General features: G+C 68.6%; 23 protein-coding genes. 12 read left to right on the top strand and 11 right to left on the bottom strand.

Annotation, left to right across the window (positions count from 1 at the left end; genetic code table 11):
* Positions 1-142: 142 nt before the first annotated feature.
* Positions 143-886 (bottom strand): Crp/Fnr family transcriptional regulator, encoded by a 744-nt coding sequence (locus tag H0X91_RS13500; protein WP_006481933.1) that lies wholly within the window; start codon positions 884-886, stop codon positions 143-145.
* A gap of 168 nt (positions 887-1,054) precedes the next feature.
* Here H0X91_RS13500 and H0X91_RS13495 point away from each other — a divergent pair, with 168 nt between their 5' ends.
* A complete protein-coding gene (locus tag H0X91_RS13495; protein ID WP_034202390.1) occupies positions 1,055-2,707 on the top strand; it encodes an acyl-CoA synthetase in 1,653 nt (550 codons plus the stop codon).
* A gap of 35 nt (positions 2,708-2,742) precedes the next feature.
* Here H0X91_RS13495 and H0X91_RS13490 read toward each other — a convergent pair whose 3' ends face one another.
* The 4 genes from H0X91_RS13490 to H0X91_RS13475 all read right to left on the bottom strand — a co-directional run bounded on the left by H0X91_RS13490 (position 2,743) and on the right by H0X91_RS13475 (position 7,309).
* On the bottom strand, positions 2,743-4,728 hold the full coding sequence (locus tag H0X91_RS13490; RefSeq protein ID WP_058903079.1) for a methyl-accepting chemotaxis protein: 1,986 nt from the start codon (positions 4,726-4,728) through the stop codon (positions 2,743-2,745).
* Positions 4,729-4,867: 139 nt separating this feature from the next.
* Positions 4,868-5,299, bottom strand: coding sequence for a YqaA family protein (locus H0X91_RS13485; RefSeq protein ID WP_048985523.1), 432 nt, complete (start codon positions 5,297-5,299; stop codon positions 4,868-4,870).
* Positions 5,300-5,360: 61 nt separating this feature from the next.
* The gene (gene kch / locus H0X91_RS13480) at positions 5,361-6,536 is read right to left on the bottom strand and encodes a voltage-gated potassium channel protein (RefSeq protein WP_006481934.1); all 1,176 of its coding nucleotides are present in this window, start codon (positions 6,534-6,536) and stop codon (positions 5,361-5,363) included.
* Between the two features lie 116 nt (positions 6,537-6,652).
* Positions 6,653-7,309 carry a LysE family translocator gene (locus H0X91_RS13475; protein ID WP_006481932.1) on the bottom strand — a complete coding sequence of 219 codons (657 nt, stop codon included), beginning with the start codon at positions 7,307-7,309 and terminating at the stop codon, positions 6,653-6,655.
* Between the two features lie 284 nt (positions 7,310-7,593).
* Here H0X91_RS13475 and H0X91_RS13470 point away from each other — a divergent pair, with 284 nt between their 5' ends.
* A complete protein-coding gene (locus H0X91_RS13470; protein WP_006479115.1) occupies positions 7,594-8,076 on the top strand; it encodes an Lrp/AsnC family transcriptional regulator in 483 nt (160 codons plus the stop codon).
* A 795-nt stretch (positions 8,077-8,871) separates the two neighbouring features.
* Here H0X91_RS13470 and H0X91_RS13465 read toward each other — a convergent pair.
* Positions 8,872-10,527, bottom strand: coding sequence for an IclR family transcriptional regulator (locus H0X91_RS13465; RefSeq protein WP_058903081.1), 1,656 nt, complete (start codon positions 10,525-10,527; stop codon positions 8,872-8,874).
* 177 nt (positions 10,528-10,704) lie between these two features.
* Here H0X91_RS13465 and H0X91_RS13460 point away from each other — a divergent pair, with 177 nt between their 5' ends.
* From H0X91_RS13460 to H0X91_RS13450, 3 genes are all read left to right on the top strand, one after another.
* Positions 10,705-11,664, top strand: coding sequence for an MBL fold metallo-hydrolase (locus H0X91_RS13460; RefSeq protein ID WP_006482658.1), 960 nt, complete (start codon positions 10,705-10,707; stop codon positions 11,662-11,664).
* A gap of 186 nt (positions 11,665-11,850) precedes the next feature.
* Positions 11,851-13,203, top strand: a complete 1,353-nt coding sequence (locus H0X91_RS13455; RefSeq protein ID WP_034202385.1) for an MFS transporter — start codon at positions 11,851-11,853, stop codon at positions 13,201-13,203.
* 94 nt (positions 13,204-13,297) lie between these two features.
* Positions 13,298-14,662, top strand: a complete 1,365-nt coding sequence (locus H0X91_RS13450; protein WP_196433088.1) for an MFS transporter — start codon at positions 13,298-13,300, stop codon at positions 14,660-14,662.
* On the opposite strand, the gene H0X91_RS13445 is transcribed toward H0X91_RS13450, so the two are convergent.
* On the bottom strand, positions 14,644-15,444 hold the full coding sequence (locus H0X91_RS13445; protein WP_034203351.1) for an SDR family NAD(P)-dependent oxidoreductase: 801 nt from the start codon (positions 15,442-15,444) through the stop codon (positions 14,644-14,646). The genes H0X91_RS13450 and H0X91_RS13445 overlap by 19 nt on opposite strands.
* 132 nt (positions 15,445-15,576) lie before the next feature.
* On the opposite strand from H0X91_RS13445, the gene H0X91_RS13440 reads away from it, so the two are divergent.
* Positions 15,577-16,524, top strand: a complete 948-nt coding sequence (locus tag H0X91_RS13440) for a GlxA family transcriptional regulator (protein ID WP_058903084.1) — start codon at positions 15,577-15,579, stop codon at positions 16,522-16,524.
* 78 nt (positions 16,525-16,602) lie between these two features.
* Positions 16,603-17,751, top strand: coding sequence for an epoxide hydrolase family protein (locus tag H0X91_RS13435; RefSeq protein ID WP_058903085.1), 1,149 nt, complete (start codon positions 16,603-16,605; stop codon positions 17,749-17,751).
* Between the two features lie 108 nt (positions 17,752-17,859).
* Here H0X91_RS13435 and H0X91_RS13430 read toward each other — a convergent pair whose 3' ends face one another.
* Positions 17,860-18,351, bottom strand: coding sequence for a 2,4'-dihydroxyacetophenone dioxygenase family protein (locus tag H0X91_RS13430; RefSeq protein WP_034202382.1), 492 nt, complete (start codon positions 18,349-18,351; stop codon positions 17,860-17,862).
* 153 nt (positions 18,352-18,504) lie between these two features.
* On the opposite strand from H0X91_RS13430, the gene H0X91_RS13425 reads away from it, so the two are divergent.
* Genes H0X91_RS13425 through H0X91_RS13415 form a run of 3 tightly spaced genes read left to right on the top strand, consistent with a single transcriptional unit; the run spans position 18,505 to position 20,604 of the window.
* Positions 18,505-18,993 (top strand): MarR family winged helix-turn-helix transcriptional regulator, encoded by a 489-nt coding sequence (locus tag H0X91_RS13425; protein ID WP_249189473.1) that lies wholly within the window; start codon positions 18,505-18,507, stop codon positions 18,991-18,993.
* 37 nt (positions 18,994-19,030) lie between these two features.
* Positions 19,031-19,366: a hypothetical protein gene (locus H0X91_RS13420; protein ID WP_006482655.1), complete on the top strand. Its 336-nt coding sequence runs from the start codon at positions 19,031-19,033 to the stop codon at positions 19,364-19,366.
* Positions 19,363-20,604 carry an MFS transporter gene (locus tag H0X91_RS13415; RefSeq protein WP_048985517.1) on the top strand — a complete coding sequence of 414 codons (1,242 nt, stop codon included), beginning with the start codon at positions 19,363-19,365 and terminating at the stop codon, positions 20,602-20,604. Before H0X91_RS13420 ends, H0X91_RS13415 begins: the two co-directional genes overlap by 4 nt.
* A gap of 18 nt (positions 20,605-20,622) precedes the next feature.
* Here the strand turns inward: H0X91_RS13415 and H0X91_RS13410 are convergent, their stop codons facing one another.
* Complete coding sequence (locus H0X91_RS13410; RefSeq protein ID WP_006494919.1) at positions 20,623-21,573, bottom strand: LysR family transcriptional regulator; 951 nt, start codon at positions 21,571-21,573, stop codon at positions 20,623-20,625.
* Positions 21,574-21,678: 105 nt separating this feature from the next.
* On the opposite strand from H0X91_RS13410, the gene H0X91_RS13405 reads away from it, so the two are divergent.
* The gene (locus tag H0X91_RS13405) at positions 21,679-23,034 is read left to right on the top strand and encodes an aspartate aminotransferase family protein (protein ID WP_058903087.1); all 1,356 of its coding nucleotides are present in this window, start codon (positions 21,679-21,681) and stop codon (positions 23,032-23,034) included.
* A 49-nt stretch (positions 23,035-23,083) separates the two neighbouring features.
* On the top strand, positions 23,084-24,601 hold the full coding sequence (locus H0X91_RS13400; RefSeq protein WP_006482837.1) for a CoA-acylating methylmalonate-semialdehyde dehydrogenase: 1,518 nt from the start codon (positions 23,084-23,086) through the stop codon (positions 24,599-24,601).
* A gap of 128 nt (positions 24,602-24,729) precedes the next feature.
* Here the strand turns inward: H0X91_RS13400 and H0X91_RS13395 are convergent, their stop codons facing one another.
* Together H0X91_RS13395 and H0X91_RS13390 are read right to left on the bottom strand one after the other, a co-directional pair.
* On the bottom strand, positions 24,730-25,104 hold the full coding sequence (locus tag H0X91_RS13395; RefSeq protein WP_006479101.1) for a COG4315 family predicted lipoprotein: 375 nt from the start codon (positions 25,102-25,104) through the stop codon (positions 24,730-24,732).
* A gap of 283 nt (positions 25,105-25,387) precedes the next feature.
* A partial coding sequence (locus H0X91_RS13390) for a DMT family transporter (RefSeq protein ID WP_230877940.1) occupies positions 25,388-26,293 on the bottom strand: 906 nt, incomplete at its 5' end.

The raw sequence follows: 26,293 nt of genomic DNA, 5'->3' as shown, positions 1-26,293 counted from the left end.
CCCGAATGATAGGCGTCGGCCCGGCACGGGTTACTGTCGCGAAACTGGCGGAATCGTCAGGTTGAGGCGCGCGGGCCGTCGGCCGATTCCGCAGACGGAATGCGCCGCCGCGATCGCGACGGTTTCGCGTATCGGGCGGCGCTCACAGCTGCTCCATGCCGAAGCGGGCGAGCGCATCGAGATCGACGACGTCGATCTGGTTGTACGCGAGCCGCAACGCGCCGAGCTTCTCGAGTTGCTGCAGCGCCTGGTTGATCCGCTGGCGCGACACGCCGACGAGCATCCCGAGTTCCTCCTGCGAGATCGACAACGACGGGCCGGTATCCGGGTACAGCGCGGGGTTGAAGAGCTGCGCGAGCGCCTGCGCGACGCGCGCGTCGACGTCGAGCAGCCGGCTGTTCTGGATCGACGCGATGAATTCGCCCATCCGGTTGTTCAACTGATGGATCACGAAGCGCGTGAACGGCAGGCTCGTGTCGAGCAGCGCATGGAACGTGTCGACCGGCACGAACAGCACGGTCGAGCGCTGGATCGCGACGACCTCGTACTTGCGCAGCTCCCGCTTGATCACGCTGCCTTCGCCGAACCAGCCGCCCGACGGCACGCCGGAGAACGTGCAGCCGCGCCCCGACACGTTGAAGATCGCGAGCTTCAGCAGCCCCTGATGGACGCCGATCCAGTATGCGGAAGGCGCGAGCCGGTGCGCGATCACGTCGCCGGCTTCGCACTGTTCGACGTGCGACTGGGCCAGCACGAGCGCCTGGTGCTCGGGCGCCAGCGTGCGGAACCACGCGCATTGGCCGAACAGTGTCGCCAGCGGCGGCAGCGGGCCCGGTGCGGGAGGCGGGTCGGCCGGGGCGGCGGCCGCGTCGGGATGGTCGTGCATGCGTGCGGGTTTGCGAGGATAGGGATAACGCGCAGCGCTCGAGCGGCACTCTGTCGTTTCGATGACAGACGGCTCACAATAGCGCCCGTTAGGCTGTCGGCAATTGAACCACATCAAAACGATCCGGGGTGCGTGCGCTCCGGTCGACAGAACACGGGAGACAGGATCATGACGCAGATGTTCGAGGCCGGGCTCGGCCGCCGCGATGCCAATTACGTGCCGCTCACGCCGATCGATTTCCTGATCCGGGCGGCGGAAGTCTACGGCGAGCGCCTCGCGATCGTGCACGGCGACGTGCGGCGCACGTGGGGCGAGACCTGCACGCGCGCGAAGCAGCTGGCGAGCGCGCTCGCGCAGGCCGGCGTCGGGCGCGGCGACACGGTCGCGGCGCTGCTGCCGAACATCCCGGCGATGGTCGAGGCGCACTTCGGCGTGCCGATGGCCGGCGCCGTGCTGAACACGATCAACACGCGGCTCGACGTGTCGTCGGTGCTGTTCATGCTGCGTCACGGCGAGGCGAAGGTGCTGATCGTCGACACCGAATACGCGGAGGTCGCGCAGCGCGCGGCGCTCGAGGTGCCGGGCCTGAAGATCGTCAGCGTGGCCGACGCGCTGCCGGCCGACCCCGACCGTTTCGCGGGCGCGACCGACTACGAGACGTTCGTCGCCGGCGGCGACCCCGACTACGCGTGGACGCCGCCCGCCGACGAATGGGAGGCGATCGCGCTGAACTACACGTCGGGGACGACCGGCGACCCGAAGGGCGTCGTCTACCACCATCGCGGCGCGTACCTCGCGGCGATCAGCAACATCCTCGAATGGGACATGCCGAAGCACGCGGTGTATCTGTGGACGCTGCCGATGTTCCACTGCAACGGCTGGTGTTTCCCGTGGGCCGTCGCGGCGCGCGCGGGCGTGAACGTGTGCCTGCGCAAGTTCGATGCGAAGACCGTGTTCGACCTGATTCGCCGCGAGCGCATCACGCACTACTGCGGCGCGCCGATCGTGCAGAGCGCGATCGCGAACGCGCCGGCCGAGTTCCGCGCGGGGATCGACCATACGGTGCACGCGATGGTCGCGGGCGCGGCGCCCGCGCCGGCCGTGATCGCGAAGATGAAGGAGATCGGCTTCGACCTGCTGCACGTGTACGGGCTGACCGAGGTCTACGGCCCGGCGACCGTTTGCGCGAAGCAATCGCACTGGGACGCAGTGTCCGACGAGGAACGCGCGCGGCTGAATGCGCGTCAGGGCGTGCGCTACCACCTCGAAGCGGGCGCGACGGTGCTCGATCCGGACACGATGACGCCGGTGCCGGCCGACGGCGAGACGCTCGGCGAGATCATGTTCCGCGGCAACATCTGCATGAAGGGCTACCTGAAGAACCCGAAGGCGACCGACGAGGCATTCCACGGCGGCTGGTTCCATACCGGCGATCTCGCGGTGCTGATGCCGGACGGCTATATCCGGATCAAGGATCGCAAGAAGGACATCATCATCTCGGGCGGTGAGAACATCTCGAGCATCGAGGTCGAGGACGCGCTGTACCGGCATCCGGCGGTGGCCGTGGCGGCCGTCGTCGCGATGCCCGACCCGAAGTGGGGCGAGGTGCCGTGCGCGTTCGTCGAACTGCGCGAAGGCGCGAGCGCGACCGAGGCGGAGATCGTCGCGCACTGCCGGCAACTGCTCGCGGGCTTCAAGGTGCCGAAGGCCGTGCGCTTCGGCGAACTGCCGAAGACGTCGACCGGCAAGATCCAGAAGTTCCAGTTGCGCCACGCGGTCGGCTCGGACAAGGCGATCGACCTGGCCGGCGACAAGAAGTAGTCGAGGCCCGGCCGCGGCCGATCGCCCGCCGTCGGTCACGCGTCGCGTTCGAGCCGGAACACGCTGACCGCGTCCGACAGTTGCGCGGCCTGGTCGCGCAGCGCGACGGCCGCGCGCTCGGCATCCGAGATCAGCCGCGCATTCTGCTGCGTCGCGTCGCCGATCTGCGTGACGGCCAGGTTCACCTGCTCGATGCCGGTCGATTGCTCGCGCGACGCGGCGCTGATCTCGCCGATCAGCGTGCGCACCTGGTCGACCCGCGCGACGATGTCGCGCATCGTGCCGCGCGCGGCGTCCGCGATCCGGTAACCCTGTTCGACGGTCGTCGACGATTCGGTGCTCAGCGCGTCGATCTCCTTGACCGCGGCCGCGCTGCGTTGCGCGAGCGCGCGCACCTCGGCCGCGACCACCGCGAAGCCCTTGCCGTGTTCGCCCGCGCGGGCGGCTTCGACGGCCGCGTTCAGCGCGAGGATGTTGGTCTGGAACGCGATGCCTTCGATCGCGCCGGTGATCTCGGCGATCCGGCGCGTCGCGCGGCCGATGTCGTCCATCGTCGCGACCACGCGCTGCACCGCGGCGTCGCCGTTCGTCGCGGCGGCCGACGCGTCCGCGACCAGCGCGTTGGCTTGCGCCGCGTGCTCGGCGCTCTGCTGCACGGCGGCGGTGATCTGCTCCATGCTGGCGGCCGTCTGTTCGACGCTGCTGGCCTGCGTCGCGATCCGCGCGGCGATGTCGCCGCTGCCGGCCGCGATGCCGACCGTGCCGTGCGCGATGTCGGCGGCGCTGTTGCGCACTTGCGCGACGATCCGCGCGAGGCCGTCGCCGATCCCGTCGACCGCCTGCACGAGCCGGCCGATCTCGTCGTTGCCCGTGCCGCCGGGCGCGCCGCCCGCGCCGTCGCGGATGCGCACGCTGAGGTCGCCCGCCGCATAGCGTTCGGACGCGCGCGCGGCGGCTTCCAGCGGCCGGCTCACCACGCGTCGCACGACGATGACGAACAGCGTCGCGAACGCCGCGACGAGCACGGCGCCGATCATCAGGAAGCGGTTGCGGGTGGCGCGCATGGTGGCAAGCAGCTCGTCGTCGAGCGCAACGCCGCCGACGAGCCATTGCCACTGCGGAATCGTCGTGAACGACACGAATTTCGCGCTCGGCCCGCCGTCGTGCGCGGCGGGATCGGTCGACGTGTACGCGAGCCGGCCTTCGCCGGTCGCCAGCATCTGCGCGTAGGGCGCACGCGTGTCGTCGGCGCGCTGGCCGGCCGCATCGGGATGCACGACGAAGGTGCCGCGCGACGGACCTTGCGATGCATCGAGCACGAAGTAGTAGCCGTTGTCGCCGATCTTCAGTGCGCGGATGCCGTCTTCGACGAGCTTGAGCTCGGCGCCGATGTCGAGGCCGACGAACAGCGCGCCGATCACGCGGCCGCCCGCATCGGTCACCGGTTTGTACTGCGTGATGTACGGCCGGCCGAACAGCTTCGCGAGGCCCGTGTAGCTGCGCCCGGCGACGAGCGGCGCATACGCGGGGCCGGCGCGGTCGAGCTTCGTGCCGACGGCGCGCGCGCCGTCCTGCTTCTTCAGCGACGTCGTGATGCGCACGAAATCGTCGCCGTCGCGCGCGAAGATCGTCGCGATCGCGCCGCTTTTCTTCAGGAACTGGTCGGGAATCGAGTAATCGAGGTCGAGCGGCTGGCCGCCCGCGAGGAGGGTCGGCGCGGCCACGCCGCCGATATCGACGATGCGCGCCGGGTCGAGCGTGAAATCGGCCGGCAGGAAACTCGCGAACAGCGACATCGAGCGGTTGGCTTCGGCGCTCAATGCCTGGTCGAACAGGTCGACCATCGCGCGGATCGACTGCTCCTTGTCGGCGATCCGCTGATGCGCTTCATCGGCGAGCTGCTGGCCGGCGAAATGGGCGAGCGTCCACGCAAACACGGTAAACAGCAAGGCGACGAGCGCGCACGCGAGCGCGGCCAGACGCGCGCCGACGCTCACTCGGCCCAATTGGGTCATTCTCATGAGACATCCTGAGTGGGAGTGAGAGGAGGCGGAACGCACGCGTCACCGCTCGTGGTCCCGTTAATACGGCAACTTTCGCGAAATCTTTAGCGGATGTCGCGGATCACGGGCCCGCAGGCGGGCGAAGGGGAAGCGGAGGTCAGTGCGTGACGAGCCACGCGACGGCCAGATAGCGGCCGACTTTCGCGATCGTCACGATGACGAGAAAGGTCGGCAGCGGCTCGCGCAGCACGCCGGCGATCATCGTCAGCGGATCGCCGATCACCGGCGCCCAGCTCAGCAGCAGCGACCAGCGGCCGTAGCGCGCATACCAGCGCTCGGCGCGCGCGAGCGCGGACGGTTTGACCGGAAACCAGCGGCGCTCGCGAAAATGCTCGATGCCGCGGCCGAGCGCCCAGTTGATCGCCGAGCCGGCGACGTTGCCGACGCTCGCGACCAGCACCAGCGCCCACGCGGGTTCGCGCCCGGCGAGCAGCAGGCCGGCGAGCACGGCTTCGGACTGGAGCGGAAACAGGGTCGCGGCGACCATCGACACGGCGAACAGGCCGCCGTAAGTGAGCAATTCGGACATCGCGCGATTGTACCGGCCATGCGGCGGCCGGCTCCGGTCACGCGGTCATCGGCTCACGATCTCATGCGGCATCCGTCGTGCCGAACAGCAGGTGCGAGATCACCGACTTGTCGACCGGTTCGTCGTTGAGCGTGCTGGCGAGCAGTTCGCCCGCGAGCTGCTGCGGCGAGAACACCATGTCGGGCTTCAACAGCCGCAGCCGTTCGAGGTTGCGCTGCTGGTTCACGAGCGCGACCGTGCGCACCGACGGTGCGATCTCGCGAATCGCGAGGATGATGAATGCGTTTTCGGCGTCGTCCGAACGCAGCGCGAGCACCGCGCGGGCGGTCGCCGCGCCGGCGCTCTCCAGCACCGCATGGTCGGTCGCATCGCCGACGATCAGGTCGGTCGCGGCCGGATAGTTGTGCTCGACGCCGGCCGGCACGACGACGGTCACCGCGTAGCCGCGCTTGCGCAGCCCGTCGTGCACCGCATGCGCGACGGGCGTCGCGCCGACGATCAGGAAATGATGCTTGCGGATCACGTTCGAAATGCCTCCCTTGACGATCCGTTTCAGATTGCCGCCGATCACCGGGCCGACGACCGCGCTGATCGACGTCGCGAACACCGTGATGCCGAGCACGATCACCGACGCGGTGAACAGGCGTGCGGTCGGCGCGTGCGGGACGATGTCGCCGTAGCCGACGGTCGACATCGATACGATGGAGAAATAGACGGCGGTGGCGAGATCGTGGACGGGCGGCGTGAATTCGTCGCCGAGATAGAGCACGCCGAAGGTCGCGTAGATCAGCAGCGACACGATGCTCAGCAACGCGAACAGGCTGCTGGCAGCGATGCTCGCGCGGTCGAAGTGCCGCCAGTAGTACAGCAGCGCGACGACCAGCACGGCCGTATAGACGAACACCGCGTGGCTGCGATAGCCGCCGAGCACGCTGATGGCGGCCGCCGCGACCAGCAGCAGGATCGACAGCACCCACGCGACGCGGGCGCGCAGCACGATGCCGATGGCCATCGTCGCGAGGCCGGCCGCGACGACGACCTGCGGCAGCACGACGAGCCCCATGTTGTCGACGAGGTTCAGCGCATCGGCGAGCCAGGCGCGATGCAGGCCGAGCCGCGCGTGTTCGACGACGGGGCGCAGCACCATGAGTGCATCGAGCGCGAGCAGGAGGGCGAGATACCAGTGCAGGCCGATCGGCGCGAACAGGCGCCGCAGGCGGGTAGTGACGTGCTTCATTCAGTCGCCCGGCAGGGCATGTCCAACGAACCAGCCGCTACCCTAAAGCATTCGGCGTTCGGCTGCTTTTTCGCGGGGCCCGATGGTCGCCGCGACGGAGCCGGCACGCCGGCCGTTCAGTTCCAGCCGACCATGATCGCGCCCATCCCGACGAGCAGCCCGCCCGTCACGCGGTTCATGGCCCGCATCCGCGCCGGCCGCTGCAGCGCGCGGCTCAGCCGGTGCGAGAACAGCGCCATCGACGCGACGCCGCCCGCGAACAGCAGCGCGAACGTCGCGGCGAGCAGCAGGTATTGAAGGTTCAGGCTCCAGTCGGCAGTCGGGCTGATGAACTGCGGAAAGAACGACGGAAAGAACAGCAGCGTCTTCGGATTCAGCCCGGAAGTCGCGACGCCGCGCCAGAACAGCGCGCGTCCGGAGTCGGCGTCCGGCGCGGCGATCGCCGTTCCCGCGTCGACGTCGGCCGGTGCCGCGGCTGCGCCGGCCGGCGCGCGGCTCAGCCATTGCTTGCCGCCGAGCCAGACGAGATACGCGGCGCCGGCCCAGCGCAGCACGGTCAGCGCGTGTTCGTCGAGGTGGACCAGCGAATTGAGGCACAGCGCGGTCAGCGCGAGTTGCAGCAGCACGGCGAGCGTGCCGCCCCAGACGCACGGCAGCGCGCGGCGCCAGCCGGTGCGCAGCGCCTGGTTCATCGTGAGCAGGTTGACGGGGCCGGGCGCGTAGATGAGGACGACGGAAGCGGCGAGGAACGACAGATAAAGCTTGAACGACATGACGGACGGGCAGGAACGGGGAAGCAGGCACCGGCCCCGCACGCGGTCGGATAGGCGTGCGGGCGGCGGGGAATCGCATGCCTGCCGGCCGGCACCGCAACTCGTGATTGCGGCCGTGCGTCCCGCTGCGAGGGGTTGTCGCGGGGAGCGTGCCGGGCAGCAGGCATGGAGAAAATGTATCAAGCGGCCTGGTTAAAAGGCTTCCTGTTTTCCAGCAAAACGCGCCTGAAACCGGAATACCGTTCAGATAGAATGCCGATTTTCAGTAGAAGATTCTTCTCATCATGGCTACCCGCGAACGCACGCCGAAAACGCTCGACAATCAGGACCGCAAGATCCTGGGGGCATTGCAGAAAAATGCGCGCCTGTCGAACGCCGAACTGGCCGAACAGATCGGCATGTCGACCACCGCCTGCTGGAACCGCACGCGGCAACTCGAACTCGACGGCTACATCGACGGCTATGTCGCGCTGGTCAACCAGCGCAAGCTCGGCTACGCGGACATCGTGATCCTCGAAGTCACGCTCGATCGCCATGAAGACGACGCGCTGGCGCGCTTCGGCGCCGAACTGGCGGCGCTGCCGGAGGTGCTCGAGGCGTATCTGGTGTCGGGCGAGTACGACTACTGGATCAAGGTCGCGGTGGACGGCACGGCCGGCTACGAGCGCTTCCTGCGCGAAAAGCTGTACCGGATTTCGAGCATCCGCCACAGCCGCTCGATGTTCGCGCTGCGATGCATGAAGGACGTGCCTTCGATTCAGGTGTGAGGGAGCGGAGACGGGCGCACGGCCGTCGCTGCAGCGACGGCGGGTGCGATCGGACGCAGGCGCGGAGGAAAGCCGGCGAACGGTTGACAGGAAGGGCGTGCTGGGCAGACGGCCCGCCGGGCACAAAAACGGATGAATCTTCCGTCCGGCATGGCCCGGCGCAAGCGCGCGCAAGTCGAGAAGAATGGCATCCCGTCCGGGCCGCAACCGGCTGACGGTCCGCGCCGACACGAATCGGCGCCGGTCTCGGCCTGAAACACGGCCTCGAGACGACCTTGAAACGCTTCCGATGCGGTGCGCGTATCCGGCCGGGAAGGATGAACCCCGGCCTCTTTCTACATGCCCGGCGCGCCCGTCGGGTACGCCGCGCGACCGCCGCGGTCGGCGTGCGTCAGCGCAAACGCGTCAGCCGGCCGGCCGTTCGCTCAGCGCGGCAGACGCGCGTGTGCTTCAGCGATGACTTCGCAGTTCTCGAGGTGGAGCGCCCAGGCCTCTGCCAGCAGCTCGCCAACACGTGCGAGCCAGCCAGTGGATTGGGTGGAACGATCGGAGACATTAGACGTTTGCATGACGAAGCCCCATATAGGTGGCGAGTTAGGGATAACCCTAATCATAGCGAAGCAGCACCGTCTTGTGAAATGCGATTTCGTTATATGAGAATTACTGACAATTTGTGTTGCTGCTGCGCAACATGAATGTCGGCCACCCGGGCACGCCGGGCAGGCGTGACGAGGCCGTGCCGGCACGGCCTTGCGTGGAGAAACAACGAAGTCGGGCGTAGGAAAAAAAGTGCGCTTACCGGCCGATCCACCCGAAGCGCCACGACAGCCGCCGCGTCGCGGCCCGCAGCGCTTGCGCCAGCGCGCTGTCCGGCCCGCGCGGGAAGCCGCGCGACGAGCCGATGATCGCGATCACGAGCCGGATGCTGCCGGTGTGATCGAATACGGGCGCGGCGATCGTCCCGATGCCGGGCACCGGCGCGTCGAACGCGAAATCGAGTTCGTCCGCGCGGATCGCGGCGAGCCGGGCGCGGAAGGCCGCATCGTCCGGCGCGGCGTGCGCGCCGGCGAGGCGCACCGGCTCGTTGGCGAGCAGGTCGGCCAGCACGTCGTCGGACATGCCGGACGCGAAAATCCGGCCGATCGCCGTATTGACGAGCGACATCACGGTGCCGACCTGCAGGCTCACGTGCTGCGGCCGCGCCGATTCTTCGAGCCGGATCACGGTCGGCCCGAGCGGCCCGAGCGTCGCGGCGGCCACGCTCATGTCGGTCGCGCCGGCGAGCGCGACGATCTCGGCTTCCGCATCGCGGGTCGGCGACACGCGCTGCATCGCGATCAGGCCGAGCGCTTGCGCGAGCGGGCCGCCGTCGAAGCAGCCGGCGTCGTCGCGGCTCAGCAGGCCGATCTTCTGCAGGCTGACCAGATGGGGAAACGCCTTCGCGGCCGGCATGCCGGCCGCCGTCGCGAGATCGCGCAGCGGCAGCGCGCGGCCCGCCGACACCAGCGCGAGCAGCAACTCGCCGGTGCTGTCGAGCGCATTGATCCCGCGCTGCGCTTTTGCGTCGTCGGCCAGCGCGGGCGGTACGCGCGCGGCGGCCGGCGCGGGCGCGGACGCCGGCGCCGGGTCCGCACCTGCGGCGCCGAGCGACGCGGTCGCCTGCCGCGCCGCGTCGCGCAAGGCCACGGCGATCGGGCCGTCCCAGTCGACATCGATCGATCCCGTCGAACCGATCACCGTCAACGCGAGTTGCAGGCGCCCCTGCGCATCGAAAACGGGCACGCACATCCCGCTGACGCCGGGGCTCGGCCGGTCGATGCTGCGTTCGATGCCGCGCATGCGGATCGCGTCGAGTTCGGCGGGTTGCGCACCGGCGTCCGATGCGACCGACTCGCTTTCGGCACCGGTGAGCGTATCGCCCGCACCCGCCTGGCTGGCCGCCATCGCATCGAGTTGCGCGGCGTCGCCGAACGCGCGGAACACGCGGCCGGTCGCCGTCGTGTCGAGCGACATCACCGAACCGACGTGCAGGTTCACGTGCAACGGATAGCCGCCGTGCTCGATGCGCACGATCGTCGGGCCGAGCACGCCCGGCACGGACAGCGCGACGCTCAGGCCGACCGTTTCCGCGAGCCGCACCGCGTGCGGAAGCGTCGCGCGGTAGGCCGGCTGGCGCTCGATCGACATCAACCCGAGCCGCAGCGACAGCGGGCCCGGCTCGTAGTTGCCGGTGAGCGCGTCGCGTTTCACGAGCGCGAGTCGCGTCAGGCTCACGAGATAGGTGTGCGCCTGAGCGGTGGAGAGATCGGCCGCCGCGGCCAGCTCCGACAGCCCGAGCGGCTTGCGCCGGCGCGCGAGCGCGTCGAGCAGCCGGCCGCCGACCTCGACACTCTGGATGCCGCGCTGCGCCTTGGGCGGCGCATCGTCCGCGCTGACTTCGTGGTTCTGCACGCGATGATTCTTCCGTTGACGAAACCCCGCATGGTATCCGACGCCATTTCTCGCGCCAGCCCGCAGGTTTACCCGTATTAGACAATAACAAGCACGTTTGCCATTGACAAATATTCGGCACGGGCAGATGATCCGCTGACACCCCTCAACACATGGCTCGCAGCCACGGAACGCACAATGGCCAAAGCATTCGCCTCCCAAGCCGATCTGGAAGAGAAGAAAGTCACCTGGACGAAGCTGTCCGAGAACGCCTACGCGTACACAGCCGAAGGCGACCCGAACTCGGGCGTGATCATCGGCGACGACAGCGTGCTGATCGTCGACACGACCGCGACGCCCGCGATGGCGCAGGACCTGATCGCGAAGATCCGCAGCGTCACCGACAAGCCGATCAAGCACGTGGTGCTGTCGCACTACCACGCGGTGCGCGTGCTCGGCGCGTCCGCGTATTTCGACGAAGGCGCGCAGCACGTGATCGCGAGCCGCGGCACGTACGAGATGATCGTCGAGCGCGGCGAGGCCGACATGAAGTCGGAGATCGAGCGCTTCCCGCGCCTGTTCGCCGGCGTCGAGACGGTGCCGGGCCTGACCTGGCCGACGCTCGTGTTCGAGCGCGAGATCACGCTGTTCCTCGGCAAGCTCGAAGTGAAGATCATGCACGTCGGCTCGGGCCACACGAAGGGCGACACGATCGTCTGGCTGCCGTCGCAGAAGGTGTTGTTCTCGGGCGACCTCGTCGAATACGACGCCGCGTGCTATTGCGGCGACGCGCAGCTCGAACAGTGGCCGGCCACGCTCGAGGCGCTGCGCGCGCTGGGCGCCGAGAAGCTCGTGCCGGGCCGCGGCCCCGCGCTGCTGAATCCGGCGGAAGTGAACAAGGGCCTCGACTACACGAAGGATTTCGTCACGACGCTGCTCGCGCAGGGCCGCAAGGCCGTCGAGCGCAATCTCGACCTGAAGGCGGCGATGGCGCTCACGCGCGAAGCGATGGATCCGAAGTTCGGCCACGTGTTCATCTACGAGCACTGTCTGCCGTTCGACGTGTCGCGTGCGTTCGACGAAGCGAGCGGCATCGCGCATCCGCGCATCTGGACCGCGCAGCGCGACAAGGACATGTGGGCCGCGCTGCAGGACTGAGCGGCACACGGCGGCGGGGCGGCGCTCACATGATCGCCTCGCCGTTTCCCTGAAGGTTGCGGCAGTCGCGGCGGCATCGCGCCGCGGTGCCGGCAACCGTATCCGGTCTCACAAGAAAGCAGGGCGCATGCACGCCCTCGGAGACTGCCGCGCGCTCGACATCGCGCGGCCCGTTTGGAGAGAGACATGCCCCAATCGCTTCCCGCCGAAGCGACGCTCGCGCACGCGAGCGCGTCGGCGCCGACTTCCGCATCCGCCTTCAGCGACGCGTTGCTGTTCCGCAAGATCGCGTGGCGGATCGTCCCGTTCCTGTTCCTCTGCTACGTCGTGTCGTTTCTCGACCGCATCAACATCGGCTTCGCGCAGCTGCAGATGAAGCACGATCTCGGCTTCAGCGATGCGATGTACGGCCTCGGCGCCGCGGTGTTCTACGTCGGCTACGTGTGCTGCGAAGTGCCGAGCAACATGCTGCTCGCGCGCTTCGGCGCGCGCCGCACGTTCACGCGGATCATGCTGCTGTGGGGCCTCGCGTCGACCGGGATGATGTTCGTGTCGCAGCCGTCGCATTTCTACGTGCTGCGCTTCCTGCTCGGCGTGTTCGAGGCCGGCTTCTTCCCCGGCATCGTGCTGTACCTGACCTACTGGTTCCCCGCGAACCGGCGTGCGGCGGCGATCTCGGTGTTCTTCGCGGGCGTCGCGGTGGCCGGTGTGCTCGGCGGCTTGTTGTCCGGCTGGATCATGCGCGACATGAGCGGCGTGCTCGGGCTGCACGGCTGGCAATGGATGTTCGCGATCGAAGGGGCGCCGGCGATCCTGCTCGCGTTCGTTGCGTTCACGTTGCTCGTCGACCGGCCGCAGGACGCGCCGTGGCTCACGTCCGACGAAAAGGCGCGCGTTGCCGCGCTGTGCGCCGAAGGCCGCGCACACGGCAATGCGCACGACGGCCGCAGCGTGATGACCGCGCTCGCGAATCCGCGCGTGTATCTGTTCGCGTTCATCTATTTCTCGCTGACCTGCGCGTCGCTGACGCTCAACTTCTGGATGCCGCTGATGATCCGCGACTTCGGCGTGACCGACGTCGTCGCCGTGAGCCTCTACACGGTCGTGCCGAATGCGGTGGGCGCGGTCGGGCTGGTGCTGATCGCGCGCCGCTCGGACCGCACCGGCGAACGCCGCAAGCACTTCGCGTGCTGCACGATTGGCGGCGGCCTCGCGCTCGCGGCGCTGACGCTGCACCTGCACAGCTTCGCGGCGATGCTCGCGTGCCTGTCGATCGCGGCCACGCTGATCTTCGCCGCGCTGCCGATCTTCTGGGCCGTGCCGACCCGCTACCTGTCCGGCAATGCCGCCGCGGCCGGGATCGCGTTGATCAGCAGCATCGGGATCACGAGCGGCATCGTCAGTCCGTGGGTGATCGGGATGATCCGCACGCGCACCGGCAGCATGGATCTCGCCGTGTACCTGCTGGCCGCGCTGCTGGTGGCGAGCGGCGTGGCGCTGATGCTCGGCGTGAAGGGTGAGGGCGCGCGGCGCGGCTGAACGTCGGCTTCGACCGGTCGCCGTCGGCGGGCGGCGGCGACCGGCGTTGCACGTCCTGCCCGCTCCCTGTTGACCTCCGTGGAGGAGACGATCTATGTCAGCCCCTCTCCCGGCAGACGCCGCGCATGCCGCAGCGTCCGGCCCTTGTGCGTCGGACCACGACGCGCTGTACCGCCGCATCGGCATGCGCATCGTGCCGTTCCTGTTCGTCTGCTACATCGTGTCGATCCTCGATCGCAGCAACATCGGCTTCGCGCAGTTGCAGATGCGGCAGGATCTCGGCCTCACCGACGCGATGTACAGCCTCGGCGCGGTGCTGTTCTTCGTCGGCTACGTGCTGTTCGAGGTGCCGAGCAACGCGTTGCTGCGCCGCTTCGGCGCAAGACGCACGTTCGCGCGGATCATGTTCCTGTGGGGCGCGGTGTCGGTCGCGATGATCACCGTCGACAGCGCAAGACAGTTCTACGTGCTGCGCTTCCTGCTCGGGCTTTTCGAGGCCGGCTTTTTCCCGGGCGTCGTGTTCTACCTGACGTACTGGTATCCCGCGCGCCGTCGCGCGTCGGTGCTGTCGATCTTCTATGCGGGCGTCGCGGTGGCCGGGATGGTCGGTGGACTGCTGTCGAGCTGGCTGATGCGCGGGATGTCCGGCGTGCTCGGTCTGCACGGCTGGCAATGGATGTTCGCGATCGAGGGCGCGCCGGCGCTCGTGCTCGGCGTGATGGCATGGTTCTGGCTGTGCGACCGCCCCGAACACGCGCGCTGGCTGTCCGACGACGACCGGCGGCGGCTCGCGGCCGACCTCGCTGCCGATCGCGCGGAGGCACCCGCGCACGCGGCTTCGTCGCTGCGGCAGGTGCTGGCCGAGCCGCGCACCTATCTGTTCGCGTTCATCTATTTCTCGCTGACGACCGCGCTGCTGATGCTGCTGTTCTGGATGCCGCTGATGATTCGCGAATTCGGCATTCACGACGTGGTTCACATCAGCCTGCTGTCGATCGTGCCGAATGCGATCGGCGCGGCCGGCCTGATCGCGATCGCGCGGCGCTCGGACCGCAAGCGCGAACGCCGCCGGCATTTCGCCGCATGCGCGTTCGGCGGTGCGGTGGCGCTCGCGTTGCTGACGCTGCATCTGCCGAGCATCGTCGCGATGATGGCGCTGCTGTCGATCGCGGCGATGCTGATCTTCGCCGCGCATCCGGTGTTCTGGGCCGTGCCGTCCGCGTATTTCGCGGGTGCCGGTGCGGCAGGCGGCATTGCGCTGATCAGCAGCATCGGCGTATCGAGCGGGATGATCACGCCGTGGATCGTCGGCGTGATCCGCACGCGCACCGGCAGCATGGATTCGGCGATGCTGATGATCGCCGGATTGCTGGCCGCGTGCGCGGTCGCGATGCTGCTGGGCGTGCGTGCCGCACCGCGCGACGCGGGTCCCGCCGGCAATCAGCGCGCCGCGGTGTAGCGCGGCGCGGGCGTATCGGCCGACAGGTGCGGCGCCATCGTGCGGCGCGCGGCCTCGTATGCGTCCCATTCGTCGCCCGCGTGCAGCGACGGGATCGTCACGAGTTCGCCGCGCTCGAACCCGACCAGCGCCGCATCGACCATGTCGTGCGCGGTCATCACGATTTCCTTCGGCAGGTGCTCGAGCGGCAGGCCGCCCGTCTGCCAGAAATCGGTGGCCGTCGCGCCGGGCAGCACGGCCTGCACCTGCACGCCCTTGCCGGCGAGCTCGTGATGCAGCGACTGGCTGAACGCGAGCACGAACGCCTTGCTGCCGCCGTACACGCCGTTCAGCGTTTCCGGCGAAATCGCGACGATCGACGAAATGTTGATCACCGCGCCGCGGCCGCGTGCGACGAAGCCGGGCACCGCCGCATAGGTCAGGCGCGTGAGCGCGGTCACGTTCAGGTCGATCATCCGCGTCATCGCGTCGACGTCGCTGTCGAGCAGCGGCGCATGCGTGCCGATGCCCGCGTTGTTCACCAGCAGCGTGATGCTCGCGTCCTGTTTCAGCTTGGCCTCGACGGCGGCGAGCGCCGCGCGGTCGTTGAGGTCTGCGTCGACGATCTCGACGCTGCGCTGCGTGTCGTTCGTGATGCGCTCGGCGAGGGCGCTCAGGCGCTCGCGGCTGCGCGCGACCAGGATCAGGTCGTAGCCGCGGCGCGCGAGGCGGTCCGCGTAGACGGCGCCGATGCCCGACGACGCGCCGGTAATGAGGGCGGTACCGCGATGGGCTTGCGTCATGATGTACTCCGTTTCGGTGAGGATGGCCGGATGGCGTGAAAGCATTCTGGCCTCGAAGCGCTTCGACACAAATGACGTAGATGGGTATGATTCCGGACATCGCAGCGATCGACACGGGACCGGAGGACGCACATGCACCGAATCGGCTTTTTGATCAGCGACGGCTTCCAGATCATGGCGCTCGCCGCGCAGTCGGTGTTCGAGTACGCGAACATGGGTCTGGAGAAGCCGTTCTACGCGATGGACAACTATTCGGTCGACGGCGGCGACGTGCGCTCGTCGCTCGGGCTGCCGGTCGCCACGCGCGCGCTGCGCGGGCGGATCGGCGTCGACACGTGGATCGTCGCGGGCGTCAACGATCCGCTCGCCGCGCCGGCGCCGGCCGGCGTCGTCGCCTATCTGCGCCGCGCGAGTACGCGTGCGCGGCGGATCGCCGGCATCTGCACGGGGGCGTTCGTGCTGGCCGAGGCCGGGCTGCTCGCGCAGCGTCGCGCGACCACGCACTGGGCGTTCGGCCGCGACATGCAGCGGCATTACCCGGAGATTCGCGTCGAGGACGACCGGATCTATATCGTCGACGGCCCGATCTGGACGTCGGCCGGGATGACGGCCGGGCTCGATCTCGCGCTCGCCATGGTGGAAAAGGATCTCGGCGCCGATGCCGCGCGGTCGGTCGCGCACAAGCTGGTGATGCACCAGCGCCGGGCCGGCGGCCAGTCGCAGCATTCGGAAATGCTCGATCTCGCGCCGAAATCCGACCGGATCCAGAACGCGCTCAACTACGCGCGGCAAAACCTCGGCCGCGCGCTGACCGTCGAGGATCTGGCCGAGGCCGTGCACCTGAGCCCGCGCCAGTTCAGCCGCATATTTACGCTCGAAACCGGACAGTCGCCGGCGAAGGCGATCGAGCGGCTGCGGCTCGAAGCGGCGCGGCTGATGATCGAACAGAGCCGCCATCCGCTCGACGTGATCGCGCAGGAGAACGGTTTTCGCGACCGCCGGCACATGCGCGAGGCGTTCGTGCGCGGGTTCGGCGTGCCGCCGCAGGCGCTGCGGCGCGACGCGCGGGAAACGGGCTGACGAGCGCGGCCGCCCGCCGCCGGCGCGAGTCGGAAAAAGCGCGCAGAATCTCGTCGACATGCTTCGCGAGGAGACACGATGCACGCCGTACCGTTCGACATTGCGATACCTGATCAAGCGCTCGATGATCTGCGCCGGCGCCTGCGCGACGCGCGCCCGCCGACGCTGACCCCCGCCGAGCCCTGGCAGCAGGGAGTGGACGGCGCATGGCTGCGCGAGCTGGTCGCGTACTGGGCCGGGGGCTTCGACTGGCGTGCGCTCGAGCGTGCGCTGAACCGGCTGCCGCAGTTCGTCGCGGACGTGGACGGGCAGCGCGTGCATTTCATCCATCGACGTGGCGCGGGACCGACACCTTATCCGCTCGTCATCACGCACGGCTGGCCGGGCTCCGTATTCGAATTCGATGCGCTGCTCGATCGGCTGTGCGATCCGGCGGCATTCGGCGGCGATCCTGACGACGCGTTCGACGTGGTCGTGCCCTCGCTGCCCGGTTTCCTGTTCTCGCCGGCGCCGGCGGCCCCCGGCATGTCGGCGTTTCAGGTCGCCGATCGCTGGGCCGGGTTGATGGCCGGCCTCGGGTATCGACGCTTCGGCGCGCAGGGCGGCGATATCGGCGCGGCCGTGTCGGTGGCGCTCGGCGCGCAACATGCCGACAGGGTGGACGGTGTCCATCTGAACTACCTGCCCGGCAGCTACGAGCCGGCGATCGACCCGGCCGCGCCGCTGACCGACGAAGAGCAGGCATTCCTGAAGCAGCGCACCGACTGGGTCGCGATGGAAGGCGGATACGCGCACGTGCACGCGACGAAACCGCAGACGCTGGCCGTCGCGCTCAACGATTCGCCGGCCGGGCTGGCCGCCTGGATCGCCGAGAAATTCCGCACGTGGAGCGATTGCGACGGCGACGTCGCGCGGCGGTTTTCGCACGACACGCTGCTGACGGGCATATCGCTCTACTGGTTCACCGGCTGCATTGGCTCGTCGATGCAGATGTATTGGGAAAACCGGCTGCAGCCGATGCGCTTCGCGCCGGGGCAACGCGTGGCGGCGCCCGTCGGCTTCGCGCGCTTTCCGAAGGAGATCAGCCGTCCGCCGCGCAGTTTGCTCGAACGCGTGTTCGACGTGGTGCAGTGGACCGACATGCCGAGCGGCGGCCATTTCGCGGCGCTGGAGGAGCCGGACTTGCTCGCCGACGATATTCGGCGGTTTTTCCGGCGTTTCCGGTAACGGGCGGGCAGGCCGCTCGGCGGAAACCTGGGCCGCAGGGCGCTCGCGCGGTTCAGGCGTGACGGGAGCCGGCGCGATGCGAATCGCGTCGCGCCGCCGCCGCGTGTCTTATCGCGTGACGAACGCCGTGGCCGCATCCGGCGCCGTACGCGCATGCTTGCGCTGGCGCAGCAGCGCGACGCGGCAGTTCTCGCGCGCCGTTTCGCGGCCGTCGTCGTCGAGCAGCACGAGGTCGCCGCGCATCACGTTCAGCGTGATCACGTCCTCGCCCGGCGCGCCGAGGGTTTCCGGCGTGTGCACCGAGCCGGCCGGTTCGAGCACCGTCGAGCCGGCGTGCGCGATCCAGTCGTATTCGCGGTAACGCCACGCACCCTGCAGCGTATGGACGAACACCTCGCCGTCGTGACGATGGCGCGGCAGCGTGCCGCCGGCCGGCATCTTCAGCAGCGCGGTCAGCGTGTCCTCGGCCGCATTGATGTGCAGGTACTTGATCGCGAGCCCCGGCAGGTCGGCGCTCATCGGCAGCCACGGCAGCGCGTCGCCGGGCAGGCAGGAGATCGGCGGCAGGTCGGTGGAGAGCGGGGCGGACGGCTGCGTCATGGCGGAAGGCGGAGCGGAAACGGAAAGAAGCCCGCATTATCGCAGAGCCGGATCACGCGGCCGAACGGAGGCGGCGCTGCGGCGAAGGCCGGCACGGCGGGGGCGATCCTTACACGGTGAAATATACAGTCAAACTGTACAGTTTGACTGTCGATGTGCTATCTTGAATTCATGAACGCACCATCGTCTCCCCCCGACCCACTCCCGCTGGCCGGTCTCGCCGGCGAACTCCGCATCTCGGTCGGCAAGCTGATGCGGCGGCTGCGGGAACAGACCCATCCGAACGACCTCACGTCCTCGCAGAAATCGGTGTTGCTGCGGCTCGACCGCGACGGCCCGGCGACCGTGTCGGCGCTTGCGCGTGCCGAAAGCGTGCGCCCGCAATCGATGCGCGTGACGGTCGCGACGCTCGAGGCGCTCGGCGCGGTCGCCGGCGCGCCCGATCCGAGCGACGGCCGGCAGACGCTGATCGCGCTCACGCCCGGTTTCCGCAAGGTGCTGCAAGCCAACCGCGCGGCCAAGGACGACTGGCTGTTCCGCGCGCTGCACGCGCAACTGTCGGCGGCGGAACAGGCCGAGCTCGCGGCGGCCGTGAAACTGCTGCAGCGGCTCGCCGAATTCCAGGACCCGGCGCGTCAGTGAACCGCTCCGATCCACTCGCCGCAAGGACAATCCGCGCATGAACTTCCTGCCTCTCGTGTCGTACTTCTTCGGCGGTGCGTTTCTCGCGAACGTCGTGCCGCATCTCGTCAGCGGGCTGCGCGGCGAGCCGTTCCAGACGCCGTTCGCGAATCCGCCCGGCCGCGGGCTGTCGTCGTCCACCGTGAACGTGGTGTGGGGCGTCGTGAACCTCGTCATCGCGTATGCGCTCGTGTGCCGGGTCGGCGATTTCGACCTGAAGCGCACGGCCGACGCCGCGGCGCTCGGCCTCGGCATCCTGGTGCTCGGCCTGTTCCTCGCGCGGCGCTTCGGCGCGCTGCACGGCGGCAACGAGCCGGACCGGGAGCGGCCATGAGCGTGCCGGCCGCGGGCGTATTTCGCTCGCTTCGCAGTTTCAACTATCGCGTGTGGGCGATCGGCTCGCTGGTGTCGAACATCGGCACGTGGATCCAGCGCACCGCGCAGGACTGGCTCGTCCTCACGCAACTCACGCATCACGATGCCTCGGCGGTCGGCACGGTGATGGCGCTGCAGTTCGGGCCGCAACTGCTGCTGTTGCCGTGGACCGGCTACGCGGCCGACCGCTTCGACCAGCGCAAGCTGCTGATGGCGACGCAGGCGCTGATGGGCGCGCTGGCGCTCGTGCTCGGCGTGCTGACGGTCACCGGCGCCGTGCGGCTCGAGCACGTCTATGTGTTCGCGTTCCTGTTCGGCTGCGCGTCGGCGTTCGACGCGCCGGTGCGGCAGACCTTCGTCGCGGAACTGGTTGGCGACCGCGAGCTCGCGAACGCGGTCGCGCTCAATTCGACGTCGTTCAATGCCGCGCGGATGGTCGGCCCGGCGGCGGCCGGGTTCCTGATCGCATCGGTCGGCACCGGCTGGGCGTTCCTCGCGAACGGGCTCAGCTTCTTCGCGGTGCTGGCGTCGCTGTCGCGGCTGCGGGAGGACGAACTGCGCGCGAACGTGCGGGCGGATCGCGCGCGCAGCAGCCTGCTCGACGGGTTCCGCTACGTGTGGCGTCGCCCGGACCTGACGGCGATCCTCGTGATGCTGTTCCTGATCGGCACGTTCGGGCTCAATTTCCAGCTGTTCATTTCCACGATGGCCGCCAGCGTGTTTCACGTCGATGCGCGCGGGTTCGGGTTCCTGTCGTCGATGATGGCGGTCGGCACGATCTCGGGCGCGCTGCTCGCCGCGCGCCGCGAGCAGCCGCGGTTTCGTCATCTGTGGATCGGCGCGACGCTGTTCGGGCTCGGCTGCACGTTCGCCGCGCTGGCGCCCGGCTACTGGTCGTTCGCCGCGGCGCTGGTGCTGACGGGCATCGCCGCGATCACCTTCATGAACTCGACCAACAGCCTGATGCAGCTGTCCACCGAGCCGGCGATGCGCGGCCGCGTGATGGCGCTGCGCCTCGCGGTCGCGTTGGGCGGCACGCCGATCGGCGCGCCGGTGGCCGGCTGGGTGGCAAACCATCTCGGCCCGCGCTGGGCGCTCGGCGTCGGCGCGGCGTCCGGCTTTGCGGCCGCGCTCGTCGCGACCCATTTCGTCGCGCGCAAGCGGGCACAGCCGCGTACGGGCGGCGACGCCGCCTGACCGGACCGCAAGCCGCCGCTACGCCGCCGGCCGTGCCGCCGCATGCGCGGCGTCGAGGCACGACTGGAACAGCAGCGCCGCCCGCGACGGCCGCGGCGAGCGCCGCAGCAGGCTCACGAACCGGCAACGGTAATTGAACCGGTGCGGCGCGATCGGCTGCATCAGCCCCTTGTTTTCGAAACTCTCCGCATAGTGATCGGGCAGGAAGCCGAGATAGCGGCCCGACAGAATCAGCGTTGCGATCGATTCCTGGTCCGACGCGGTCGCGCTGCGGGTGAGCTTCGCGCGATGGCTCAGCTCCATGTTCGGCGAATGGAAACCCAGCCCGGCGAACGCGTGGTTGCGGATCGTCGTCCACGTAAGCTTGCCGTGCGGCGCATCGAACAGCGGATGCTGGCGGCCGCAGTAGAGCAGCATCCGTTCGTCGAACAGCTCCGAATACACGAGGCTGCCCGAGTTGCGGTGCACGGGAATGATCCCGACCTGGTAACTGCCGTCGATGATCCCGCGCTCGACCTCGTTGATCGACGCGACGTGCAGGTTCAGCGCGACGTCGGGCGCTTCGTCGGCGAACTGGCGGATCGCGTCGCCGAGGCGGGCATTCGCGTTGGTGGCCGTCTTGTCGAATACCGCGATGTGCAGTTCTCCGCCCATCCGGTCGTGAATGCCGTCGATCCTGCTGCGAAATGCTTCCATCGACGCGAGCAGCCGCAGCGTTTCCTCGTACACCGTCTGCCCCTCGGGCGTCAGCGTGAAGCCCGCGCGGCCGCGCCGGCACAGCACGAGGCCGAGCCGCGTTTCCAGATCCTTCACGTGCCGGCTGATCGTCGAGATGCCGATATTCAGTTCCAGTTCGGCCGCCGCCATCCCGCCGCACTGCACGACGCCCTTGAAGACCCGCAGCAGACGGAGATCCATGTCGCTGAGCTGCCCGAGCAGCGCGCGGCTCTTCGGTTTCTTTGCTTGCATAGTTGAGCAAGTGAACATTGATATTGCGATATTCAAAAGACTAATTGTCGTCCCGACAATGTGCAACATCATCACAAGGAGGAGGGGCGCGCCGCGCCGACCGACATGACCGACATCACCACCGCCCAGCACGACGACACGAACCTCCGCACCGACGCCGCCTGGCTCGATGCGCACTGGATGCCGTTCACGGCCAACCGTCAGTTCAAGGCCGATCCGCGCATGATCGTGTCCGGCAAGGGCGCGTATTACACCGACGCCGAAGGCCGCAAGATCTTCGACGGCCTGTCGGGCCTCTGGTGCACGGGCCTCGGTCACGGCCGCACGGAAATCGTCGAGGCCGTGAGCCGCCAGGTCGCGCAGCTCGACTACGCGCCGGCCTTCCAGTTCGGCCATCCGAAATCGTTCGAACTTGCCAACAAGATCAAGGAGCTGACGCCGGCCGGCCTCGACTACGTATTCTTCACGGGTTCGGGCTCGGAAGCGGCCGACACGTCGCTGAAGCTGGCCCGCGCGTACTGGCGCGCAAAGGGCAAGGGCACGAAAACGCGCCTGATCGGTCGCGAGAAGGGGTATCACGGCGTGAACTTCGGCGGCATCTCGGTCGGCGGGATCGGACCGAACCGCAAGCTGTTCGGTCAGGGCCTCGATGCCGATTTCCTGCCGCATACGCAACTGGCCGAGAACAGGTTCTCGCGCGGCATGCCCGAGCACGGCGCCGAGCTGGCCGACCGCCTGCTCGAGCTGATCGCGCTGCACGACGCGTCGAACATCGCGGCCGTGATCGTCGAGCCGTTCTCCGGTTCGGCGGGCGTGGTCGTGCCGCCGAAGGGCTATCTGAAGCGCCTGCGCGACATCTGTACCGCGCACGACATCCTGCTGATCTTCGACGAGGTCATCACGGGCTTCGGCCGCGCCGGCGCGATGACGGGCGCCGACGCATTCGGCGTGGTGCCGGACATCATGAACTTCGCGAAGCAGGTGACGAACGGCGTGCAGCCGCTCGGCGGCGTGATCGCGACGAAGGAAATCTACGACATGTTCATGGCCGCGGGCGGCCCCGAGTACATGCTCGAGTTCCCGCACGGCTACACGTATTCGGCGCATCCGGTCGCGTGCGCGGCCGGCGTCGCGGCGCTCGACCTGCTGGTGAAGGAAGACGCGGTGGCCCGCGTGCGCGATCTCGCGCCGCATTTCGAGGCGGCCGTGCACGGGCTGAAGGGCCAGCGCCACATCGCGGACATCCGCAACTACGGGCTGGCGGCCGGCCTGACGATCGCCGCGCTGCCGGGCGAGCCGGCACGGCGCCCGTACGAGATCGCGATGCGCTGCTGGGCGAAGGGCTTCTACGTGCGTTACGGCGGCGACACGATCCAGCTCGCGCCGCCGTTCATCGCCGAGAAGCGCGAGATCGACAACCTGGTCAACGCGCTGTCCGACGCACTGAACGAAGTGGACTGAGCCACCGCTCGCCCGCAGCGATAACCGAATTCACGAAAGAGCCCGAAACATGAAACACGACAGCAATGTGACTTCCACCGTCGGCCACCTGATCGACGGCAAGCGCGTCGACGGCGGCAGCCGCGTCCAGCCGGTGTTCGACCCGGCCACCGGCGAATCGCACAAGAGCGTCGCGCTCGCCGACAAGCTGACCGTCGAAGCCGCGATCGCGTCCGCGCAGGCCGCGTTCCCGGCGTGGCGCAACACGCCGCCGCTGAAGCGTGCCCGCGTGATGAGCCGCTTCAAGACGCTGCTCGAGGAACACGCCGACGAGCTGTGCGCGCTGATCACGGCCGAGCACGGCAAGGTGCTCGCCGATGCGATGGGCGAACTGCAGCGCGGGATCGAGAACGTCGAATACGCGACCTACGTGCCCGAGTTGCTGAAAGGCGAGCACAGCAAGAACGTCGGCCCCGCGATCGATTCGTGGAGCGAGTTCCAGGCGCTGGGCGTCGCGGCCGGCATCACGCCGTTCAACTTCCCGGTGATGGTGCCGCTGTGGATGTGGCCGATGGCCGTCGCCTGCGGCAACACGTTCGTGCTGAAGCCGTCCGAGCGTACGCCGTCGTCCACGCTGCGCATGGCCGAGCTCGCGCTCGAGGCCGGCCTGCCGCCGGGCGTGCTGAACGTCGTGAATGGCGACAAGGAAGCGGTCGACACGATCCTGACCGATCCGCGCGTGAAGGCCGTGAGCTTCGTCGGCTCGACGCCGATCGCCGAATACATCTACTCGACCGGCTGCGCGCACGGCAAGCGCGTGCAGGCGCTCGGCGGCGCGAAGAACTTCGCGGTCGTGATGCCGGATGCGGACATCGGCAATGCGGTGAACGCGCTGATGGGCGCCGCGTACGGCTCGTGCGGCGAGCGCTGCATGGCGATTCCGCTCGTCGTCGCGATCGGCGACGAAACGGGCGACAAGGTCGTCGCGGGGTTGAAGGCCGAGATCGAGAAGATGAAGGTCGGCCCGGGCAGCGGCGCGGGCGTCGACATGGGCCCGCTCGTCACGAAGCAGCATTTCGAGAAGGTGACGGGTTTCGTCGAAGCGGGCGTGGCAGCCGGCGCGACGCTCGTCGTCGACGGTCGCGGCGTGAAGGTCGACGGCCATGACGGCGGCTACTACCTCGGCCCGTGCCTGTTCGACAACGTGAAGCCCGGCATGCCGATCTACCAGCACGAGATCTTCGGGCCGGTGCTCGGCGTGATCCGCCTGAAGTCGCTCGACGAGGCGATGGCGCTGATCGATGCGCACGAGTACGGCAACGGCACGTGCCTGTTCACGCGCGACGGCGAGGCTGCGCGCTATTTCGGCGACAACATCCAGATCGGCATGGTCGGCATCAACGTGCCGCTGCCGGTGCCGGTCGCATACCACTCGTTCGGCGGCTGGAAGCGTTCGCTGTTCGGCGACCTGCATGCCTATGGTCCGGACGCCGTGCGGTTCTACACGAAGCGCAAGACGATCACGCAACGCTGGCCGTCGGCCGGCGTGCGCGAGGGGACGGTGTTCAGCTTCCCGTCGAGCCGCTGAGCCCACGCGCGCACCGGCTGCATGCGGCCGGTGCGACGTGCGAAGCGGCCGGAGCCCGCCCCGATCGACGATCTGGGGCGGGCTTTTTTACGTCCTCGCGAAATGCGCGGAAGGCGGCGAAAGAAGGCTTACGGCGCGACCACGTGCCACACGTTCTTGAAGTTGTCGCCGTTGCGCTCGCCCTGTTTCATGTCCTTCGAGAAGAAGTACAGCGGCTTGCCCTTGTACGCCCATTGCGGGCTGCCGTCGTCGCGCTTGACGATCGTGTAGGGCCCGACCGGTACGTCGGTCGCGCTGGCCTTGTAGGGTGGCCACAGGGTTTCGCATGGGCCTGTACAGGCGCTGGTGCCGGCGTTGGGCTTGTCCTTGTCGAATGCGTAGACGGTCATGCCGTTGGCGGCGACGAGCGCGCCGTTCTCGACTTTCGTGATCGAACCTTGGGCCGAGGCCGAGGCGGACGCCATGGCGAGCAGGACGGAGCTGACGAGCAGCGCAGCTTTCATGTGTGCCTCCTGGTAGTCGGTGGGCGGGCGCGATCGCGTGCACGGGCGAGCGTGCGCGACGACCGCGGTGAATGGCGCCGGAACGCAAGGCCGTTGCCGCGGCGGGCGACGCACGGTCGAACGGCGGCAAACGGGGGCGCTTCATTCACGATAGGCGGTTTTTGGCGGGGCTGCGAGAAGATCGGGGGGCGTATCGGCCCGACGTATGCAGCACGCAACGGCATGGCGGGCGCCTGCATCCGGTATTCGGCATCCGTCCCCGAACGCGGCGCACGCCGACGCATCAGCGGTTCGCGCGATTGGTCAGTGCGACGCCCGCGATCACGAGTGCGCCGCCGGCCAGCATCGACGGCGACAGCGGCTCGCCGAGCAGCACGACCGACAGCAGCACGCCGAACACCGGCACCAGGTTGGTGAACACGGCCGCGCGGGCCGGCCCGAGGAGGCGGATGCCCTGCGAATACCAGACGAACGCGATCACCGTGCCGACGGCGCCGAGATAGAGCATCGATGCGACGGCCTGCCACGTCAGCGGCGTGCCGCCAGTCGCCGTCGCGTCGAACAGGTGCGCGACGAGCAGCAGCGCGAGGCCCCAGAGCGCCGCGTACGTGGTGGCCGCGAGCGGCGACAGCCCGTCGAGCGCGCGCCGGCCGATCACGGTGTAGGCGGCCCAGCTCAGCACCGCGCACAGCATGAAGCGTTCGCCGGCGCCGAACGTATTGCCGAGATCGGTCAGCACGCGCAGCCAATCGCCGCGGCTGATCACGACCAGCGCGCCGCACAGCGCGACCGCGATGCCGGCCCAGCGCGACAGCGACAGGCGTTCGCGCACGACGACCGACAGCAGCACGGCGGTGGCGACCGGATTCAGTGCGACGAACAGCGCGGTGCGCCCGGCCGGCATCCGCGCGAGCGCCGCGAAAAAACACACGTTGTACAGGAAGATGCCGGTCGCGCCGAGGCCGAACGTCGTCACGATCTGGCGTCCGCTGAGTGTCGGCAGCCCGCCTTCGACCTGCCAGGTCAGCACGACCAGCAGCAGCGCGGCGATCGCGAAGCGTCCGGTGGCCGCCGAGGTCGCGGACATCGTCGCGGCGAGGATCCGGCCTGCGATGAACGTGCCGCCCCAGAACAGCGCGACGAGCGTGAGCTTCACGTAGATGGCCGCGTGCGGCCGGGGGGCGACGAC

Origin of the sequence: Burkholderia sp. 9777_1386, assembly GCF_015712265.1 — a bacterium.
GTDB classification, from domain to species: Bacteria; Pseudomonadota; Gammaproteobacteria; order Burkholderiales; family Burkholderiaceae; genus Burkholderia; species Burkholderia cenocepacia.
This window is presented reverse-complemented; position numbering and strand designations above follow the sequence as displayed.